At 60.5% G+C, this 18,675-nt stretch carries 18 protein-coding genes; 10 read left to right on the top strand and 8 right to left on the bottom strand.

The window, feature by feature from the left end; all coding sequences use genetic code 11:
* Positions 1 to 23: 23 nt before the first annotated feature.
* Positions 24 to 650 (bottom strand): DUF1120 domain-containing protein, encoded by a 627-nt coding sequence (locus tag PSH73_RS21060; RefSeq protein WP_057438259.1) that lies wholly within the window; start codon positions 648 to 650, stop codon positions 24 to 26.
* A gap of 427 nt (positions 651 to 1,077) precedes the next feature.
* Between PSH73_RS21060 and PSH73_RS21055 the strand changes: the two genes are divergently transcribed.
* The 5 genes from PSH73_RS21055 to PSH73_RS21035 all read left to right on the top strand — a co-directional run bounded on the left by PSH73_RS21055 (position 1,078) and on the right by PSH73_RS21035 (position 4,610).
* Positions 1,078 to 1,887 carry a hybrid sensor histidine kinase/response regulator gene (locus tag PSH73_RS21055; RefSeq protein WP_057958546.1) on the top strand — a complete coding sequence of 270 codons (810 nt, stop codon included), beginning with the start codon at positions 1,078 to 1,080 and terminating at the stop codon, positions 1,885 to 1,887.
* Positions 1,888 to 2,087: 200 nt separating this feature from the next.
* Positions 2,088 to 2,723 carry a response regulator transcription factor gene (locus tag PSH73_RS21050; RefSeq protein ID WP_057438263.1) on the top strand — a complete coding sequence of 212 codons (636 nt, stop codon included), beginning with the start codon at positions 2,088 to 2,090 and terminating at the stop codon, positions 2,721 to 2,723.
* Positions 2,724 to 2,807: 84 nt separating this feature from the next.
* Entirely contained in the window at positions 2,808 to 3,278 is a 471-nt protein-coding gene (locus tag PSH73_RS21045) for a nuclear transport factor 2 family protein (protein ID WP_057444437.1), read from the top strand.
* 36 nt (positions 3,279 to 3,314) lie between these two features.
* Positions 3,315 to 3,599, top strand: a complete 285-nt coding sequence (locus tag PSH73_RS21040) for a GIY-YIG nuclease family protein (protein WP_057444436.1) — start codon at positions 3,315 to 3,317, stop codon at positions 3,597 to 3,599.
* 81 nt (positions 3,600 to 3,680) lie between these two features.
* Positions 3,681 to 4,610, top strand: a complete 930-nt coding sequence (locus PSH73_RS21035; RefSeq protein WP_057438265.1) for a glutathione S-transferase family protein — start codon at positions 3,681 to 3,683, stop codon at positions 4,608 to 4,610.
* Positions 4,611 to 4,733: 123 nt separating this feature from the next.
* On the opposite strand, the gene PSH73_RS21030 is transcribed toward PSH73_RS21035, so the two are convergent.
* A complete protein-coding gene (locus PSH73_RS21030; RefSeq protein ID WP_057438267.1) occupies positions 4,734 to 5,087 on the bottom strand; it encodes a glutaredoxin family protein in 354 nt (117 codons plus the stop codon).
* A complete protein-coding gene (gene yejK, locus PSH73_RS21025; protein ID WP_038443112.1) occupies positions 5,087 to 6,091 on the bottom strand; it encodes a nucleoid-associated protein YejK in 1,005 nt (334 codons plus the stop codon). The genes PSH73_RS21030 and yejK overlap by 1 nt, the downstream gene beginning before the upstream one ends.
* 396 nt (positions 6,092 to 6,487) lie before the next feature.
* On the opposite strand from yejK, the gene PSH73_RS21020 reads away from it, so the two are divergent.
* Positions 6,488 to 6,769, top strand: a complete 282-nt coding sequence (locus tag PSH73_RS21020) for an HU family DNA-binding protein (protein ID WP_038443110.1) — start codon at positions 6,488 to 6,490, stop codon at positions 6,767 to 6,769.
* A 66-nt stretch (positions 6,770 to 6,835) separates the two neighbouring features.
* On the opposite strand, the gene rlmF is transcribed toward PSH73_RS21020, so the two are convergent.
* From rlmF to PSH73_RS20995, 5 genes are all read right to left on the bottom strand, one after another.
* On the bottom strand, positions 6,836 to 7,852 hold the full coding sequence (gene rlmF / locus PSH73_RS21015) for a 23S rRNA (adenine(1618)-N(6))-methyltransferase RlmF (protein ID WP_057958549.1): 1,017 nt from the start codon (positions 7,850 to 7,852) through the stop codon (positions 6,836 to 6,838).
* Positions 7,853 to 7,990: 138 nt separating this feature from the next.
* On the bottom strand, positions 7,991 to 10,837 hold the full coding sequence (locus tag PSH73_RS21010) for a valine--tRNA ligase (RefSeq protein WP_120734106.1): 2,847 nt from the start codon (positions 10,835 to 10,837) through the stop codon (positions 7,991 to 7,993).
* A gap of 152 nt (positions 10,838 to 10,989) precedes the next feature.
* The gene (locus tag PSH73_RS21005; protein ID WP_057958551.1) at positions 10,990 to 11,373 is read right to left on the bottom strand and encodes a hypothetical protein; all 384 of its coding nucleotides are present in this window, start codon (positions 11,371 to 11,373) and stop codon (positions 10,990 to 10,992) included.
* 7 nt (positions 11,374 to 11,380) lie between these two features.
* A complete protein-coding gene (locus tag PSH73_RS21000) occupies positions 11,381 to 11,809 on the bottom strand; it encodes a DNA polymerase III subunit chi (protein ID WP_057438270.1) in 429 nt (142 codons plus the stop codon).
* A 65-nt stretch (positions 11,810 to 11,874) separates the two neighbouring features.
* A complete protein-coding gene (locus tag PSH73_RS20995; RefSeq protein WP_198817993.1) occupies positions 11,875 to 13,365 on the bottom strand; it encodes a leucyl aminopeptidase in 1,491 nt (496 codons plus the stop codon).
* Positions 13,366 to 13,647: 282 nt separating this feature from the next.
* Between PSH73_RS20995 and lptF the strand changes: the two genes are divergently transcribed.
* The 4 genes from lptF to lepB all read left to right on the top strand — a co-directional run bounded on the left by lptF (position 13,648) and on the right by lepB (position 18,650).
* The gene (gene lptF / locus PSH73_RS20990) at positions 13,648 to 14,766 is read left to right on the top strand and encodes an LPS export ABC transporter permease LptF (RefSeq protein WP_057958552.1); all 1,119 of its coding nucleotides are present in this window, start codon (positions 13,648 to 13,650) and stop codon (positions 14,764 to 14,766) included.
* Positions 14,759 to 15,838, top strand: coding sequence for an LPS export ABC transporter permease LptG (gene lptG, locus PSH73_RS20985; RefSeq protein WP_057958553.1), 1,080 nt, complete (start codon positions 14,759 to 14,761; stop codon positions 15,836 to 15,838). Before lptF ends, lptG begins: the two co-directional genes overlap by 8 nt.
* A 152-nt stretch (positions 15,839 to 15,990) precedes the next feature.
* Positions 15,991 to 17,790, top strand: a complete 1,800-nt coding sequence (lepA, locus tag PSH73_RS20980; protein ID WP_003210439.1) for a translation elongation factor 4 — start codon at positions 15,991 to 15,993, stop codon at positions 17,788 to 17,790.
* 5 nt (positions 17,791 to 17,795) lie between these two features.
* Positions 17,796 to 18,650 carry a signal peptidase I gene (gene lepB / locus PSH73_RS20975; RefSeq protein WP_057438278.1) on the top strand — a complete coding sequence of 285 codons (855 nt, stop codon included), beginning with the start codon at positions 17,796 to 17,798 and terminating at the stop codon, positions 18,648 to 18,650.
* Positions 18,651 to 18,675 lie beyond the last annotated feature (25 nt).

The following is an 18,675-nucleotide window of genomic DNA, read 5'->3' as shown; positions in this document are numbered from 1 at the left end:
TGGTCCAAGCAGCGTCGACCGGTTTAGAGGTACTTCACTTCCAGGGTTGCCGAACCGTCCAGCGCCACCTCATCGGTCAGGGTCAGCGTGTTTGCCGGGGCAATCCAGGTATTGAGCACGATCTCCACGGATGCGGTTTCGAGGGGGTGCGGCAAGTAGCCGACATCCGGGACAAAGCTGCCGAATGCAATCAACCGGTTGGGCGCGACATAGTCGTCGTCCCACTGCATGCGCCATGTGCCATCGCGAAATTGCAGCATTTGCGATGGGATGTCGGCGACGGGGTTACGCACGATCACTACATACATCCCGAGTTTTTCCGTGCCATTGATCAGCCCCAGGCCATAGCCTGAGGCATTGGTGCCGTGCGATGTACCTGCCCGATTATCGACAGGGTTGATCGCAAACAGCGTCATGGCCTCGCAATTCACAGTCAGTTGCAGGGTCTTGTCTTCAATTCGTGTTTGTGTGTCCGGGTTCAGGTCTTTGGCCGAGATTTTCCCGAAGTCGATAGCGCCCGGCACGGTGAGGGTGCAGGCGCTTGGGGTGATAAGCCCTTTGACCGTAAGGTCCACGGTGCTGGCGGCAAAGGCCGATGAGGCACTGGCGAGCAACAGGGCGGTGCCCACCAGGTTTAACGACTTGTTCATGTTCAGGTTGTTCCAGTGCAGGTTCGGCTGATAAGGCGCACACGGCAATACCTGCCCTTTGTGAAGGGTGGCTTACAAGGCGGCTTGGCTTATGGGTTTCAGGGCTGCTGCGGGGCGGCGCCTGAGCTCCCTCTTCTCGGGGTAGGCGCAATTTAGCGGGGAGACTGGGCAGGGGAAATACAACTATTACGACAATCGGCGGGAGAGGGAAATCAGTTTGGAGCGTGTCGGAATAAGTTAATTTGTTTTGTAGGAAAGTTGGTTTTTTCGTAGTTTTTGCATCGTCATGACCGCCTTCATAAGGCTACTTTTGTAGTGCGATAGCAGTCGTGTGAAGTGTTCGCACGTCCCCTGGCTGTTGCGTCAGCGTTGCCGGCCTACTACGAGCGCTGGGCGTTGCAGGACCCATCGCAATCATGAGGTGACCATGGAGACTGGCGTATTTTCCAACGCAGTGCTTTCCCGTGAACCGACACCTTCGCCTACACCGCCTGTGCACTGGCAGCACCTCAAGGTACTGGTGGTGGAAGACCACTCCGCCTACCGCATCTTAATGGGGTGGTTCCTCAAACAGCTCGGGCTGGGCCATCAATTGGTCGGCGACGGGCAGCACGGGCTGGCAGCCCTTACCGAACGGCGATTCGACCTGGTGATCAGTGATTGCCAGATGCCGCATATGGACGGCTACACCATGAGCCGTGCAATCCGTCTGCGTGAACACGCTAACGCCCAGAGGCGGGTACCGATCATTGCCTTGACCGGTAACCTGGTACATGACGACCCCCAGCGTTGCCGCGATGCAGGCATGGATGCCTGGTTGCTCAAGCCGTTGTCCCTGGGGCAATTGCATAGCGTATTGGCATTGTGGCTGCCAGGCCCGGCCGATGTGCAGGCGCCGGTGCCCGTTTCGGCACTCTGGCCGACCCGTGCCGGCCTGATTGAAACCTTTGGCGATGCTCTTGTAGTGGACCAGATGCTCGCCAGCCTGCTTTGCGAAGCCCGGGAGGACAGTGTCGGCCTGGCTCATGCGTGCCGGACTCTGAATGCGCCGTTGACCGCCGAGCGCTTGCATCGCCTGGTGGGGAGCCTGGCCTTCCTCGGGGTGGCGGACCTGGAGTTGCGAGGCATGCGCCTGATCGAGCGCGTCCATGCCCAGGGCATAGCATTGAGCGCGTCGCAGCTGGAAGCGTTCCAGGCTGACTTGCATACCTACCTCACTTACTTGGGCTCGCTGTGATGCCTTTGTCGATTTGTAGGTAAATGGAAGTCTGTGTTGAAAGTTTTTGGTGTAGGCGTTTTCTTTTTATTTTGTAGGTGTTGCCGGGCTGGCTACCAAACATTGATCGTGATGAAAAAACCGGGAGCTCAGGCAGTTGTTGAAGGGGACCGGCGCAGGTATTTTGCGCGGATTCAAGTTGCCATCATCCGTGGGTATTTATGCTTCGCGTAATTATTGCTGACGATCATCCCATTGTGCGTATCGGGCAGAGAGTGGTAATCGAGGCGAACGGCCGGTGCAAAGTCGTGGGGGAGGCCGATGGCCCCGATGAACTGCTGCGGTTGCTGGAAACCACGCCCTGCGACGTACTGGTGACCGACTTCGCTATGCCGGGCGGCCAGCAGGCTGACGGCTATGGCCTGCTGAGCCTGTTGCACCGCCAGTACCCGAGGTTGCCGGTGATTTTGGTGACCATGTTTGCCAACGTCGCCACCTTGCGCGCCTCCTTTGCCCACGGCGCACAGGCGATCGTCGCCAAAAGTGCCTCGGCCAAGGAGTTGCCCCTGGCTATCAAGACGGTGCACGCCGGCCAGACCTTTGTCAGCGAATGCCTGCGGGTGCAGTTGGTGGAGGCGGGTACGGGCGACCAGTCGCAACAGCCGCAGTTGTCCGGCAAGGAGCGCGAAGTGGTGCGCATGCTCGCCAGTGGCATGACGGTCAGTCAGATCGCCGCGCGGGTCAATCGCAGCATTTCCACCATCAGCAAACAGAAAAGCACGGCCATGAACCGCCTGTGTATTTCCACCGACGTGGATCTGTTCGCCTATGCTCGCAGCTGCGGGATGGTGCCCTAGGTATTCCGCAGATCAATGCCGATGGTGTTGCAGGCCCATGCACACTATCGTAAGTGACTTTCAACCCTTCGCCGGATGCTGCCCATGAGCGACGCCCATAACGCCCTGATCAACGAGTTCTATGGCGCCTTCCAGCGCCTGGATGCCGAGGCCATGAGTGCCTGCTACACCGAGGATGTGCTGTTCAGCGACCCGGCGTTCGGCGAATTGCGCGGGCGCGATGCCGGCGACATGTGGCGCATGCTCACCACCCGGGCCAAGGACTTTTCCCTGACCTTCGACCAGGTACACAGTGACGACAACAAAGGCAGTGCTCATTGGGTGGCGACCTACCTGTTCAGCCAGACCGGCCGCACGGTGGTCAACGATATCCAGGCGCGCTTTGTGTTTCGCGACGGCAAGATCTGCGAGCACCACGACCATTTCGACCTGTGGCGCTGGTCGCGTCAGGCCCTTGGCACCAAGGGCCTGCTGCTGGGCTGGACGCCGCTGGTGCGCAACGCGGTGCGCGGCCAGGCGTTGAAAGGGTTGAAGGCGTTCCAGGCCAGTCGTTGATAAGATTGGCGCTCTTTTCGTTTGCCAGAACCTTTTGTGAACAGCCCACCTGAACCTGTCGCGCCCAAACCCTGGTTTGTCTACCTGGTCCGGGCGGCCAATGGCGCGCTCTATTGCGGGATCAGCAACGATCCGCTGCGCCGCTTTGCGATGCACCAGAGCGGCAAGGGCGCGCGGTTTTTTCTGTCCAGCCCGGCGGTGGCGCTGGTGTATACCGAGGCTTGCGCGAGCAAGGGCGAAGCCCTGCGCCAGGAACGCCTGATAAAGAAGCTCAAGAAAAGCGCCAAGGAGTGTCTGGCCCGGGCTTATCAATCTGACTGATCAGTTCCCATCAGGCCAATGGCTAGGCCGCCGGGGTTTTGCGCGATAATCTGGCCGCTCCTTCATCTGGCGGAGTCCGGCATGTCTGAGTTGATCCTGCACCACTACCCCCAATCCCCTTTCGCGGAAAAAGCCCGCCTGCTCCTGGGCTTCAAAGGGCTGTCCTGGCATTCGGTGATCATTCCCCCGGTGATGCCCAAGCCGGACCTGACGGCCCTGACCGGCGGTTACCGCAAAACCCCGGTGCTGCAGGTGGGCGCGGATATTTATTGCGACACCGCGCTGATCGCCCGCCGCCTGGAACAGGAAAAGGCCACGCCGCCGCTGTTTCCCGAAGGCCAGGAACTGCTCAGCCAAAGTTTTGCCGCCTGGGCCGATTCAGTGGTGTTTTCCCATGCCGTGGCCCTGGTGTTCCAACCCGAATCCCTGGCCGTGAAATTTGCCAAGGTGCCACCGCAGTTGCTGCAGGTGCTGGTCGCCGACCGTAGCAAGATGTTCGGCGACGGTAGCGCCGCCCGCATGCCGCTGGAGGTGGCGCGGCACCAGTGGCCGGCAATCATTGCGCGGCTTGAGCAACAGTTGCAGCGTCAGTCAGGGGATTTCCTGTTTGGCGAACCGTCGATTGCCGACTTCGCCATGGCCCATCCGTTGTGGTTCCTCAAAGGCTCATCAGTGACCTCGCCGCTTGTGGATAACTATCCGGCTGCCAGCGCCTGGCTTGCTCGGGTGCTGGGCTTCGGGCATGGCACCGCCAGCGAGATGAATGCCGGGCAGGCCCTGGAAATCGCCCGCGATAGCGCGCCTGCGGCGTTGCCGGATGAAGTGTTTGAAGATCCCAACGGGTTCAAGGTCGGCCAGCAAGTGACCATCGCCGCGACCGACTACGGCGTCGACCCGGTGGCGGGGGAGTTGGTGTTTGCCGGTCGCGAAGAGTTGATCCTGCGCCGCGAGGATGAGCGTGGCGGCACCGTGCATGTGCACTTTCCGCGCCTGGGCTTCTTAATCCGTTAATCAAACCGCTGTAGGCGCGGGTTTGCTCGAATGCCGTTCAGTCAGGCGTAGATCCCACATTTGGTCTTCGCTGCGTTGAGCATTGCGTTCGCTTAACGGGTCGGCATTAGGGCTTGCTCGCGCCTACAGGTTCAGGGCGGACAGGATGGCATCCGGGTTGTAGTCGCGGATCTGCGTGCCATTCACGTCCACAAATGGAATCCCGCCGCCTCCCAGGGCCTCATAAGCCTTGCGTCCCTGGGCGTCCTTCTCGATGTCCACGGTCTTGTAGGGGATACCCTTCTGATCGAGGAACCGCTGGGTCTGCTTGCAGTACCCGCACCACTCGGTGCTGTACAGCGTGACCCGGGCAGTGGCGCGTACCTGCTCCGGGACGACCTGCGACGGATTGAACAGTCGCTCGATCTTGCCCCAGTTCTGGATCGCCACCACTACCAGCAACACCAGCAGGACTTTCTTCAGTACCCCGCCGAGCATCAGTTACGGCGCTTGAGCTGGTCGGTCAGTTGGGTCGGCAAGCCCTTGATGATCAGGGTGCCGGCGGCTTCGTCATACTCGATCTTGTCGCCCAGCAGGTGCGCTTCAAAGCTGATCGACAGGCCCTCGGCGCGCCCGGTGAAGCGGCGGAACTGGTTGAGGGTGCGTTTATCCGCCGGGATTTCCGGCGACAGGCCGTAATCCTTGTTGCGGATATGGTCGTAGAAGGCCTTTGGCCGATCTTCATCAATCAGGCCCGACAGTTCTTCCAGGCCCATCGGCTCGCCGAGCTTGGCCTGGCTGCTGGCGTAATCCACCAGGGTCTTGGTTTTCTCGCGGGCGGACTCGTCCGGCAGGTCTTCGCTTTCGACGAAGTCACTGAAGGCCTTGAGCAGGGTGCGAGTCTCGCCCGGACCGTCGACGCCTTCCTGGCAGCCGATAAAGTCGCGGAAGTACTCCGAGACCTTCTTGCCGTTCTTGCCCTTGATAAACGAGATGTACTGTTTGGACTGCTTGTTGTTCTGCCATTCGGACACGTTGATGCGTGCCGCCAGGTGCAACTGGCCCAGGTCCAGGTGGCGCGAGGGCGTCACGTCCAGCTCGTCGGTCACGGCCACGCCTTCGCTGTGGTGCAGCAGGGCGATAGCCAGGTAGTCGGTCATGCCCTGTTGATAGTGGGCAAACAACACGTGGCCGCCGACGGAGAGGTTGGACTCCTCCATCAGTTTTTGCAGATGCTCCACGGCAATCCGGCTGAAGGCGGTGAAATCCTTGCCGCCTTCGAAGTATTCCTTCAACCAGCCACTGAACGGGTGCGCGCCGGACTCGGCATGGAAGAAACCCCAGGCCTTGCCTTGTTTGGCGTTATAGCTCTCGTTGAGGTCGGCGAGCATGTTCTCGATGGCGGCGGACTCGGCCAATTCGGAGTCACGGGCGTGGAGAACTGCGGGCGTGCCGTCGGGTTTTTTGTCGATCAGGTGGACGATGCAATGACGGATCGGCATGGGCTTCTCGGCTGGTTGAGCGGGAGCGGTTGGCCTCCCGGAAAAAGTCGCCAGTGTACCGCACCCGTTGGTCGCGGCGTCGTTTGAAGCGGTTTCGGGAGGCCTCTGACGGGTCAGATGCCTTTTTTTCACGGTTTAGAGCGATAAAGCTGACCAAATGGGTAGGTAGAAGCGGATATTTCCCCGTCTCTGTGCTAGTTTTGCCCGGTCTTACGCGATGTATCGGCGTTAAGCGTGCATTCAGCATTTGTCAGGTCGAACCAAACCCCGTTTCAGGCATCTATAACCCCGATCTCTCGCGGTTATGGCCAGGGGTGCCAGGCCATGACGGTCGGGCTCGATGGCTGACACTGCACTCTGCAATCCAAATGAATTTGATAGGGAAGGAACACCACAATGGCTTTGACTAAAGACCAACTGATCGCTGATATCGCCGAATCCACTGATACCACCAAGGTTCAAGTACGTGCCGTACTGGAGCAACTGGCTCAGATCGTTGGTGACCAGCTGGACAACGGCGGCGAAATCACTCTGCCAGGTGTTGGCAAGCTGAAAGTGACCGAGCGTCCAGCCCGTACCGGCCGTAACCCTTCGACTGGCGCTGCCATCGAAATCGCTGCGAAGAAAGTGATCAAGCTGGTTGTGGCCAAAGGCCTGACCGACTCGATCAACAAGTAAGACGCAGCAAAAAAACCGTGCACCGGAGCGATCCGGGCACGGTTTTTTGTTGCCTGCGATTTACCTCTAGCGCACCCAGCGCTGGCGCCAGATCTGCTGCTCGTTCTTGGTCTGGAAGGTCCAGGCCACAAAACGGCTCTGTTTCTGGCCTTGGGACATCTCCACTACCTGGCTTTCCAGGGCACCGGCTTTTTTCAGCGCGGTCTCGATGGCAGGCAGGTTGGAGGCTTTTGACACCAGGGTGCTGAACCACAGCACTTTATGGGCGAAATGCGCGCTTTCGGCGATCAATTGCGTGACAAACCGCGCTTCGCCGCCCTCACACCATAGCTCTGCCGACTGGCCGCCGAAGTTCAGTACCGGCAACTTGCGCTTGGGGTCGGCCTTGCCCAGGGCGCGCCACTTACGCTCGCTGCCTTTGGTCGCTTCGTCCATGGAGGCATGGAACGGCGGGTTGCACATGGTCAGGTCAAAACGCTCACCCGGCTCCAGCAGCCCCAGCAGAATATGTTTCGGGTTGGTTTGCAGGCGCAGTTGGATGACCTTGCTCAGGTCGTTGGACTGCACGATGGCCTTGGCGGCCGCCACGGCGGTAGGGTCAATCTCGGAGCCGAGGAAATTCCAGCGGTAATCCATGTAGCCGATCAGCGGGTAGACGCAGTTGGCGCCCATGCCGATATCCAGCACCTTGACGATCGAGCCACGGGGGATCTTGCCGTCGTTGACACTGGCCAGCAGGTCGGCGAGGAAGTGCACGTAGTCGGCACGCCCTGGCACCGGTGGGCACAGGTAGTCAGCCGGGATATCCCAGTGCTGCACGCCATAGAACGCCTTGAGCAGCGCCCGGTTGAACACCCGCACCGCGTCCGGGCTGGCGAAGTCGATGCTTTCCTTGCCGTAGGGGTTGAGGATCACGTACTGGGCCAGTTCCGGCGTAGTCTTGATCAGCGCCGGGAAGTCGTAACGGCCCTGGTGGCGGTTGCGCGGATGCAGAGTGGCCTCTTTGCGTGGCACCACGGGCTTGGCTGTGGCGGCGGTTTTCGGCTTCTTGCGGGGCGGTTTGGGTGTGCTGGGGGCGGTCATGATGATTCTGGTGTTGGCTCAAAGTGGCGGCCATTGTCACACATCCTGAGCCCGCCCCGGGCAAATGTGGGAAGCGGGGTGTTTTCCAGGGCCAAAAAAAAGAGACCCGAAGGTCTCTTTTTTTACCCGGGTTGCCTCTTACAGGCTGGAAATCCGCGCACGTTGCTCCGCCAGCTTGCCCAACGCCTGTTCGGCCTCGGCCAGCTTGGCGCGTTCCTTGTCGATGACTTCGGCCGGGGCCTTGTCCACGAAGGCTGCATTGGACAGCTTGCCGCCCACGCGCTGCACTTCGCCCTGCAGGCGCAGGATTTCCTTGTCCAGGCGCGCCAGCTCGGCACCTTTGTCGATCAGGCCGGCCATTGGCACCAGCACTTCCATCTCGCCGACCAGTGCGGTGGCAGACAGCGGTGCTTCGGCGCCGTCAGCCAATACGGTGATCGACTCCAGCTTCGCCAGCTTCTTGAGCAGGGCGTCATTCTCGGTGAGACGGCGCTGGTCCTCGGCACTGGCGTTCTTCACGAACACCGCCAAAGGCTTGCCGGGGCCGATGTTCATCTCGGCGCGGATATTGCGCGTGCCGAGCATCAGGGTCTTGAGCCATTCGATATCGCTTTCGGCAGCCTCGTCGATGCGTGCTTCATTGGCCACTGGCCAAGGTTGCAGCATGATGGTCTTGCCTTCGATACCGGCCAGCGGCGCCAGGCGCTGCCAGATTTCTTCGGTGATGAACGGCATGAACGGATGCGCCAGGCGCAACGCCACTTCCAGCACGCGCACCAGGGTGCGACGGGTACCGCGCTGGCGCTCGACCGGCGCGTTCTCGTCCCACAGCACCGGCTTGGAGAGTTCCAGGTACCAGTCGCAATACTGGTTCCAGATGAACTCGTACAAGGCCTGGGCGGCCAGGTCGAAACGGAACTGGTCGAGTTGGCGGGTCACTTCGGTTTCGGTGCGCTGCAGCTGCGAGATGATCCAGCGATCAGCCAGAGACAGCTCATAGGCTTCGCCGTTCTGGCCGCAGTCTTCGCCCTTGTCCAGCACGTAGCGCGCTGCGTTCCAGATCTTGTTGCAGAAGTTGCGATAGCCTTCGACGCGACCCATGTCGAACTTGATGTCGCGACCGGTGGATGCCAGCGAGCAGAAGGTGAAACGCAGGGCGTCGGTGCCGTAGCTGGCGATGCCGTCGGCGAACTCGTCGCGGGTCTGCTTCTCGATCTTTTTCGCCAGCTTTGGCTGCATCAGGCCCGAAGTGCGTTTCTGCACCAGGGTTTCCAGGTCGATGCCGTCGATGATATCCAGCGGGTCCAGGACGTTGCCCTTGGACTTGGACATCTTCTGGCCTTGGCCATCACGCACCAGGCCGTGTACGTACACGGTCTTGAACGGTACCTGCGGGGTGCCGTCTTCATTCTTCACCAAGTGCATGGTGAGCATGATCATCCGGGCAACCCAGAAGAAAATGATGTCGAAGCCGGTGACCAGCACGTCGGTGGAGTGGAATTTTTTCAGGAACTCGGTCTGTTGCGGCCAGCCCAGGGTGGAGAACGTCCACAAGCCCGAGCTGAACCAGGTGTCGAGTACGTCGTTGTCCTGTTGCAACGCGACGTCCGGACCCAGATTGTTCTTGGCGCGTACTTCGGCTTCGTCGCGGCCGACATAGACCTTGCCCGACTCGTCGTACCAGGCCGGAATGCGATGGCCCCACCACAACTGACGGCTGATGCACCAATCCTGGATGTCACGCATCCATGAGAAGTACATGTTTTCGTACTGTTTAGGCACGAACTGGATACGGCCGTCTTCCACAGCCGCGATTGCCGGCTCGGCCAGCGGCTTGGTGGACACGTACCATTGGTCGGTCAGCCACGGCTCGATCACGGTGCCGGAACGGTCGCCTTTTGGCACTTTCAGGGCGTGGTCGTCAACGCTGACCAGCAGGCCAGCGGCGTCGAAGGCGGCAACGATCTGCTTACGCGCTTCGAAACGGTCAAGGCCGGCGTATTCGGCCGGGATCCTGCCGTCGATGCTGTCGTTCAGCGTACCGTCCAGGTTGAACACCTGGCAGGCCGGCAATACGGCGGCGTTCTTGTCGAAGATGTTGAGCAGCGGCAGGTTATGGCGCTTGCCGACTTCATAGTCATTGAAATCGTGGGCCGGGGTGATTTTCACGCAGCCGGTGCCGAATTCAGGGTCGCAGTAGTCGTCCGCGATGATCGGGATGCGGCGGCCTACCAGCGGCAGCTCGACGAACTTGCCGATCAGCGCCTGGTAGCGCTCGTCGTTCGGGTTAACCGCTACGGCAGCGTCGCCGAGCATGGTTTCCGGACGGGTGGTAGCGACGATCAGGTAGTCGTTGCCTTCGGCGGTCTTGGCGCCGTCGGCCAGCGGGTACTTGAGGTTCCACAGGAAACCCTTCTCGTCGTGGTTTTCCACTTCAAGGTCGGAAATCGCTGTGTGCAGCTTGGTGTCCCAGTTGACCAGGCGCTTGCCACGGTAGATCAGGCCATCTTCATGCAGGCGCACGAAGGCTTCCTTGACCGATTCCGACAGGCCATCGTCCATGGTGAAGCGCTCGCGGCTCCAATCCACCGACGAGCCGAGACGACGGATCTGACGGCTGATATTGCCGCCGGAATGGTCTTTCCATTCCCAGATCTTCTCCAGGAACTTCTCGCGCCCCAGGTCGTGACGGTTTTGGCCGGTGGCTTCCAGTTGGCGCTCTACCAGCATCTGGGTGGCGATACCCGCGTGGTCGGTGCCTGGCTGCCACAGGGTGTTGCGGCCCTGCATACGGCGGAAACGGATCAACGCATCCATGATCGCATTGTTGAAGCCATGGCCCATGTGCAGGCTGCCAGTGACGTTCGGCGGCGGAATCATGATGGTGTAGGACTCGCCCGCACCTTGCGGAGCGAAATAATTCTCGGACTCCCAGGTCTGGTACCAGGAAGTTTCAATAGCGTGCGGCTGGTAGGTCTTATCCATGCGCGGCGGGACCCTAGTTGGCATTTATTCAGGAAAGCCGGCAAGTATAACGAGGGATAGGGGAGAGGGCGAGACGAAGAGAGGGGCTAAGGCTGGCGCGGGTCAAATGTAGGAGCGGGCTTGCCCGCTCCTACAGGGGATATCTATGTGGCTTAGGACTGGTACTGGCTAAGCAACCGCTCCATCCGCGCATCCATCCGGCGCTTGATCTCGGTTTCGATATGCGGGGCAAAGTCGTCGATCACGTCCTGCATGATCAATTGCGCAGCGGCGCGCAGTTCGTTGTCCAGGTGCAGCAACAGGGCATCGGGGGCTTTTTCGGCGGCGGGCGCTGCCTGGACGACGGGCGGCTCGACCGGCGCGGCGGCGGCTGGCTTGGCGCCGACCGTATCGAACAGCAGGGGGATCTGTACCTCTTCTGCGACAGTATCGGTCAGCAGCGGCGGTTGCAGGTTGTCATCACCCAGCAACTGGCGGATCGACTCGAGGTCGTCCAGCAGGTGGTCAGACGGTTTTAGCGGATTTGAAGTGTCCATCATGTGCTCAGAGTCGCTGTAATCGGTGATCTTGCAGAGAATAGCCCTGTTCGCGGTAGAAACGGAAACTCTCACGCGCGGCCTGACGAATAGCCGGATCTTCCACCACCACTTCCGCGACCCGGGCAAACCCCTTGGCGAAGGCTGGCACTTTCAGGTCCAGGTTGACCAGCAGGTCATGGTGATCGCCACAACTGTCGCCCACACCCAGCACCACCTGGCTGTCCGGCTCCGATTCTGCGGGGCCGTGGGGCACAAAGCTCTCGCCCTTGAAGCGCCACAGGCGGGCATCGAGGTCGTCACGCTGGGCGGCATCGCTGCAGTGCAGGTAGATGCGGTGGCCCATGCGCCAGGCTTTTTCCGTGAGTTTGCAGGCAAAGTCCAGGCGAGCCGACGGATCGGCGCTGGGCAATATATAGAAGTCGACTTGGGTCATTACATTTCCAGGCAGGCACGCAAAAACCTGTAGGAGCCTGTAAATCGGCTCCTACAGAGTTGCGTTTAGGCTTTGGCGCGATCCAGCAGGTACTGGGTCAGCAACGGCACCGGACGGCCGGTAGCGCCTTTGTCCTTGCCACCGCTGGTCCAGGCGGTGCCGGCGATATCCAGGTGAGCCCAGTTGAAGTTCTTGGCAAAACGCGACAGGAAGCACGCCGCCGTGATGGTGCCGGCCTTTGGCCCGCCAATGTTGGCGATGTCGGCGAACGGGCTGTCCAGTTGCTCCTGGTACTCATCGAACAGGGGCAATTGCCAGGCGCGGTCGTCGGCCGCCTTGCCGGCGCTGAGCAATTGCTCGACCAGCTCGTCGTTGTTGCCCAGCAGGCCCGAGGTGTGGGAACCGAGAGCGACGATGCAGGCGCCGGTCAGGGTGGCGATATCAATCACTGCCTGGGGCTTGAAGCGCTCGGCGTAGGTCAGGGCATCGCACAGCACCAGGCGGCCTTCGGCGTCGGTGTTGAGGATTTCCACGGTCTGGCCGCTCATGGTGGTCACGATATCGCCTGGGCGGGCAGCACCGCCGCTCGGCATATTTTCGGCACAGGCCAGGATGCACACCAGGTTGATCGGCAGCTTGAGCTCCAGCACGGCGCGCAGGGTACCGAACACACTGGCGGCGCCGCCCATGTCGTACTTCATCTCGTCCATGCCGGCACCCGGCTTGAGGCTGATGCCGCCGGTGTCGAAGGTGATGCCTTTACCGACCAGGGCGAACGGTTTGTCGGCCTTCTTGCCGCCGTTGTATTGCATGACGATCAGGCGGGGCGGCTGGTCGCTGCCCTGGCCCACGGCATAGAACGAGCCCATGCCCAGTTCTTTGATCTTCTTCTCGTCGAGGACTTCGACTTTCAGGCCCTTGAATTCTTTGCCCAAGGCCTTGGCCTGTTCACCGAGGTAGGTCGGGTGGCAGATGTTTGGTGGCATATTGCCCAGGTCGCGGGTGAACGCCATGCCCGCAGCGATGGCCTGGGCGTGGGTGGTGGCGCGCTGTACTTCAGCCTGGGCGGCCTTGATGGTCAGCAGGGTGATTTTCTTCAGGGCGCCGGGTTCGGCTTTCTGGCTCTTGAACTGTTCGAACGTGTAACCACCGTCCAGCAGGGTTTCGGCCAACAGGCGGGTCTTGCCGTAGCTGTCGCGGCCCTTGACCACGATTTCGTCCAGCGCCAGTGCCGCATCGCTGCCGCCCAGACCCTTGAGGGTGTTGAGGATGGCGCTGATGATCTTGCGGAACGGGCGGTCGCCCAGTTCGGCATCCTTGCCCACACCCACCAGTAACACGCGGTCGGCTTTGAGGTTCGGCAGGCCTTGCAACAGCAGGCTTTGCCCGACTTTGCCGGCCAGGTCGCCACGCTTGAGCACCGCGCTGATGGCGCCACCGCTCAGTTCATCGACTTGTTTGGCGGCCGCGCCGAGCTTGCGGCCTTCGCCGATGGCGACCACGAGGGTGGCGGTCTTCAACGTTTCGGGGCTAACGCTTTTTACAACCAATTCCATGTTCGGGTCCCTTATATAAGGTCAAAGAGCCTGGAGTCTGTACTCCGGCCTGTGGGCTGGGCCGCCTGTAGACGGCCGCGACAAAGCCCGCAGTTTGTACCGCGCCGCCCGAGCCTGACAACCCTTGACGCCAGCTTTGTGCATGGGTGTGAGCAAGCTCCGTGACAGGCGCGGACAATCACAGGATAATGCGCCATCTTTTTCGCCGGCCCGTGTCAACGGGGCGACTTGATATGCTTGCTTGTTTGGCCGCCTTAGCCTGACAACCCTGGAGTGTCTGGTTTGATCGTCTTCCGTTATCTGTCCCGCGAAGTTCTGCTGACCCTGAGTGCCGTAAGTGCGGTACTGCTGGTCATCATCATGAGTGGTCGTTTCGTCAAATACCTGGCCCAGGCCGCCTCGGGTGCCCTGGATCCAGGCTCGTTGTTCCTGATCATGGGGTTCCGCCTGCCTGGCTTCTTGCAGCTGATCCTGCCCCTGGGCCTGTTTCTCGGGATCCTGCTGGCCTATGGCCGGCTCTACCTCGAAAGCGAGATGACCGTGCTGTCGGCCACCGGCATGAGCCAGCAGCGTCTGCTGGCCATGACCATGGTCCCGGCCACCGGCGTAGCGCTGGTGGTGGCCTGGCTGAGCCTGAGCCTGGCGCCCCAGGGCGCCATGCAATTTCAGCTGGTGCTCAACAAACAGGACGCGATGACCGAGTTCGACACCCTCGAACCGGGGCGCTTCCAGGCGCTCAACGACGGCACCCGCGTAACCTACACCGAGCGCATGACCGACGATCGGGCCAACCTCGGCGGTGTGTTCATCTCCGAGAAGCGCCTGGGCCAGGACAAGAAAGACCGAGGCATTTCCGTGCTGGTGGCCGATAGCGGGCGCCAGGAAGTGCGTCCGGACGGCAGCCGCTACCTGATCCTGGAAAACGGCTACCGCTACGACGGCAGCCCCGGCCAGGCCGACTACCGTGCCATCAAGTACGACACCTACGGGGTCATGCTGGCCCGGCCGGATGTGAGCAACGAGGTCACCGACCGCGATGCCATCCCGACCTCAGCCCTGATCGGCAGCAAGCAACTGCGCTCGATTGCCGAGCTGCAATGGCGTATTTCCCTGCCACTGCTGGTGTTTATCGTCACCTTGATGGCGGTGCCGCTGTCCCGGGTCAACCCGCGCCAGGGCCGCTTCCTCAAGCTGCTGCCGGCGATCCTGCTGTACATGGCCTACCTGACCATCCTGATTTCCGCCCGTGGCTCCCTGGAGAAGGGCAAGCTGTCGCCGACCCTGGGGCTGTGGTGGGTCCACGGCATCTTCCTGGTAATTGGCCTGGGCCTGCTGTATTGGGAACCGATTCGCTTGAAAATGCAGAGCCGTCGCGGCATGAAGGAGATGGCTCGTGGGTAAGTTGGATCGCTACATCGGTAGCAGCGTACTGGTCGCCATCCTGGCGGTATTGGGCATCATCCTCGGCCTGGCGTCGTTGTTTGCCTTCATTGATGAAGTGGGCAACGTCACCGATACCTATACGGTCACTGACGTACTGAGCTACGTGGCGCTGACCGCGCCGCGCCGGCTCTACGACATGATGCCGATGGCCGCACTGATCGGCTGCCTGATCGGCCTGGGCAGCCTGGCCAGCAACAGCGAGCTGACCATCATGCGCGCCGCGGGGGTGTCCATTGCCCGTATCGTCTGGGCGGTGATGAAACCCATGCTGCTGCTGATGGCCACCAGCGTATTGATCGGCGAATACGTGGCGCCACCGGCGGAAACCACCGCCCAGGCCAACCGTGCGCTGGCCCAGGGCTCGGGCGACGCGCAGAGCTCCAAGCGGGGCCTGTGGCACCGCCAGGGCGATGAATTTATCCACATCAACGCCGTGCAACCCGGTGGCCTGCTGGTGGGTGTGACCCGCTATCGCTTTGATGAAGAGCGCCACATGCTGTCGTCGAGCTTTGCCAAACGGGCACAGTTCAATGACAACCAGTGGGTGCTGAGCGATGTCACCACTACCCATTTCCGCAACCCCGGCAAAGGCACCGAGGCCAGCACCGAGGTGATCAACGAGCCGACACAGACCTGGGACATCGCCCTCAAACCGGAACTGCTCAATACCGTGGTGATGGTCCCGGAAAGCCTGCCGATCTCCGGTTTGTGGAGCTATATCCACTACCTCAAAGACCAGGGCCTGAACAACGGCCGCTACTGGCTGGCATTTTGGGTCAAGGTGTTGCAGCCGGTGGTGACCGCTGCCCTGGTGCTGATGGCGATTTCGTTTATTTTCGGCCCGTTGCGCTCGGTAACCCTGGGCCAGCGGGTATTTACCGGGGTATTGGTCGGTTTCACCTTCCGCATTGCCCAGGACCTGCTGGGGCCGTCGAGCCTGGTATTCGGCTTCTCGCCGCTGTTTGCGGTGCTGGTGCCGACCGGCATCTGTGCCCTGGCCGGGTTCTGGCTGCTGCGGCGGGCCGGTTGATCCGCGGTTGTTGAATAAAAAATGCCCCATTCGCAAGAACGGGGCATTTTTGTTATTGGTCGTCAAAGATGACGTCTGGCCTGAGCATCAGGTACAATTCCCGGCTATTTTTCAGCGGGCAATCTGCCTGCAGCCTTTTTGAGTGTTGATCCGTGAGTGATTTGAGTCATATCCGCAATTTCTCCATCATCGCCCACATTGACCATGGTAAGTCGACGCTGGCCGATCGATTCATCCAGATGTGCGGCGGCCTTGCCGAGCGTGAAATGGAAGCCCAGGTCCTGGACTCCATGGACCTCGAACGCGAGCGCGGGATCACCATCAAGGCCCACAGCGTTACCCTGTACTACACCGCCAAAGACGGTATCAAGTACCAGCTGAACTTCATTGACACCCCGGGCCACGTCGACTTCACCTACGAAGTCAGCCGTTCCCTGGCCGCCTGCGAAGGCGCGCTGTTGGTGGTGGACGCGGGGCAGGGCGTTGAAGCCCAGTCCGTGGCCAACTGCTACACCGCGATCGAGCAGGGCCTGGAAGTCATGCCGGTGCTGAACAAGATCGACCTGCCACAGGCCGATCCGGACCGTGTGAAGGAAGAAATCGAAAAAATCATCGGCATTGACGCCACCGACGCCGTCGAGTGCAGCGCCAAGACCGGCCTGGGTGTCGACGAAGTGCTCGAGCGCCTGGTCAAGACCATTCCTGCGCCAACCGGTAACTACGAAGATCCGCTGCAAGCGTTGATCATCGACTCCTGGTTCGACAACTACCTGGGCGTTGTGTCCCTGGTACGCGTGCGCCATGGCCGGGTGAAGAAGGGCGACAAGATCCTGGTCAAGTCCACCGGCAAGATCCACCTGGTGGACAGCGTCGGTGTATTCAACCCCAAGCACACCGCTACCACTGATCTGAAAGCCGGTGAAGTAGGCTTCATCATCGCCGGTATCAAGGACATCCACGGTGCGCCGGTCGGTGACACCCTGACCTTGAGCTCGACGCCTGATGTCGACGTGCTGCCAGGCTTCAAGCGCATCCAGCCCCAGGTCTACGCCGGCCTGTTCCCGGTCAGTTCCGATGACTTCGAGGATTTCCGCGAAGCCCTGCAAAAGCTGACCCTCAACGACTCGTCGTTGCAGTACACCCCGGAAAGCTCCGACGCCCTGGGCTTCGGCTTCCGCTGCGGGTTCCTGGGCATGCTGCACATGGAAATCATCCAGGAGCGCCTGGAGCGCGAGTACGACCTGGACCTGATCACCACCGCGCCAACCGTTATTTTTGAGCTGGCGCTGAAAACCGGTGAAACGATTTACGTCGACAACCCGTCCAAGCTGCCGGATCTGTCGTCGATCGAAGACATGCGCGAACCGATCGTGCGCGCCAATATTCTTGTGCCGCAGGAGCACCTGGGCAACGTCATTACCCTGTGTATCGAAAAGCGTGGCGTGCAGCACGACATGCTGTTCCTCGGTACCCAGGTCCAAGTGACCTACGATTTGCCGATGAACGAAGTGGTCCTGGACTTCTTTGACCGTCTCAAATCCACCAGTCGCGGCTATGCTTCGCTGGATTACCATTTCGACCGTTATCAATCGGCCAATCTGGTGAAGCTCGATGTGCTGATCAACGGCGACAAGGTCGATGCCCTGGCGCTGATCGTGCACAAGGATAATGCGCACTACAAAGGTCGCCAGTTGACCGAGAAGATGAAGGAACTGATTCCGCGCCAGATGTTCGACGTTGCGATCCAGGCCGCCATTGGCGGGCAGATCATTGCGCGGACCTCCGTCAAGGCTCTCAGAAAGAACGTACTGGCCAAATGCTATGGCGGCGACGTCAGCCGTAAGCGCAAGCTGCTTGAGAAGCAAAAGGCCGGTAAAAAACGCATGAAGCAAGTGGGTAACGTGGAAATTCCACAAGAAGCCTTCCTTGCGGTGCTCAGGTTGGATAGTTAGGTCCTATGTCACTAAATTTCCCGCTGTTGCTGGTCATCGCCGTTGCCGTCTGTGGCTTCCTGGCGCTGCTCGATCTGCTGTTCTTCGCCCCGCGTCGCCGGGCGGCCATCGCGTCCTATCAGGGCAGCGTCAGCCAGCCCGATGGCGTGGTGATCGAGAAGCTGAACAAAGAGCCCCTGCTGGTTGAATACGGCAAGTCGTTCTTCCCGGTGTTGTTCATCGTGCTGGTGCTGCGCTCGTTTCTGGTAGAGCCGTTCCAGATTCCTTCGGGTTCGATGAAGCCAACCCTGGATGTGGGCGACTTTATCCTGGTGAACAAGTTTTCCTACGGGATCCGCTTGCCGGTGATCGACAAGAAAATCATCGAGGTGGGTGATCCGCAGCGCGGCGATGTGATGGTGTTCCGCTACCCAAGCGACCCGAACGTCAACTACATCAAGCGTGTGGTCGGCCTGCCGGGTGACGTGATTCGCTACACCAGCGACAAACGCCTGTTCGTCAATGGCGAGTCGGTGGCTGAGAAACTCATCGGTGCCGAGCCGAATACCCTGGGCAGCGCCGAGCTGTACGAGGAAAAACTCGGGGCGGTAGAGCACCAGATCCGCAAGGAAATGAGCCGCTACCGTTCGCCGCCCGACAACCAGTGGACCGTGCCTGCCGGGCACTACTTCATGATGGGCGACAACCGCGACAACTCCAACGACAGCCGCTACTGGGATGATCCAAGCATTCCCAAGGAGCTGCTGGGCATGGTTCCGGACCAGAATATCGTCGGCAAGGCCTTCGCGGTCTGGATGAGCTGGCCCGAACCCAAACTCAGCCACCTGCCGAACTTCTCGCGGGTGGGGCTGATCAAGTAATCCATGCGGCGCTGTGAACACAGCG

Origin of the sequence: Pseudomonas sp. FP2294, assembly GCF_030687625.1 — a bacterium.
Taxonomy (GTDB): Bacteria; Pseudomonadota; Gammaproteobacteria; order Pseudomonadales; family Pseudomonadaceae; genus Aquipseudomonas; species Aquipseudomonas shahriarae.
The sequence above is the reverse complement of the archived record's forward strand: the minus strand, read 5'-3'. Positions and strand labels throughout refer to the sequence as shown.

Excerpts from the sequence above, each read along its gene's own strand:
- PSH73_RS21060 (WP_057438259.1), bottom strand. The coding sequence starts at position 650 with ATGAACAAGTCGTTAAACCTGGTGGGCACCGCCCTGTTGCTCGCCAGT.
- PSH73_RS21055 (WP_057958546.1), top strand. The coding sequence starts at position 1,078 with ATGGAGACTGGCGTATTTTCCAACGCAGTGCTTTCCCGTGAACCGACA.
- PSH73_RS21050 (WP_057438263.1), top strand. The coding sequence starts at position 2,088 with ATGCTTCGCGTAATTATTGCTGACGATCATCCCATTGTGCGTATCGGG.
- PSH73_RS21045 (WP_057444437.1), top strand. The coding sequence starts at position 2,808 with ATGAGCGACGCCCATAACGCCCTGATCAACGAGTTCTATGGCGCCTTC.
- PSH73_RS21035 (WP_057438265.1), top strand. The coding sequence starts at position 3,681 with ATGTCTGAGTTGATCCTGCACCACTACCCCCAATCCCCTTTCGCGGAA.
- PSH73_RS21030 (WP_057438267.1), bottom strand. The coding sequence starts at position 5,087 with ATGCTCGGCGGGGTACTGAAGAAAGTCCTGCTGGTGTTGCTGGTAGTG.
- yejK (WP_038443112.1), bottom strand. The coding sequence starts at position 6,091 with ATGCCGATCCGTCATTGCATCGTCCACCTGATCGACAAAAAACCCGAC.
- PSH73_RS21020 (WP_038443110.1), top strand. The coding sequence starts at position 6,488 with ATGGCTTTGACTAAAGACCAACTGATCGCTGATATCGCCGAATCCACT.
- rlmF (WP_057958549.1), bottom strand. The coding sequence starts at position 7,852 with ATGACCGCCCCCAGCACACCCAAACCGCCCCGCAAGAAGCCGAAAACC.
- PSH73_RS21010 (WP_120734106.1), bottom strand. The coding sequence starts at position 10,837 with ATGGATAAGACCTACCAGCCGCACGCTATTGAAACTTCCTGGTACCAG.
- PSH73_RS21005 (WP_057958551.1), bottom strand. The coding sequence starts at position 11,373 with ATGGACACTTCAAATCCGCTAAAACCGTCTGACCACCTGCTGGACGAC.
- PSH73_RS21000 (WP_057438270.1), bottom strand. The coding sequence starts at position 11,809 with ATGACCCAAGTCGACTTCTATATATTGCCCAGCGCCGATCCGTCGGCT.
- PSH73_RS20995 (WP_198817993.1), bottom strand. The coding sequence starts at position 13,365 with ATGGAATTGGTTGTAAAAAGCGTTAGCCCCGAAACGTTGAAGACCGCC.
- lepB (WP_057438278.1), top strand. The coding sequence starts at position 17,796 with ATGTCACTAAATTTCCCGCTGTTGCTGGTCATCGCCGTTGCCGTCTGT.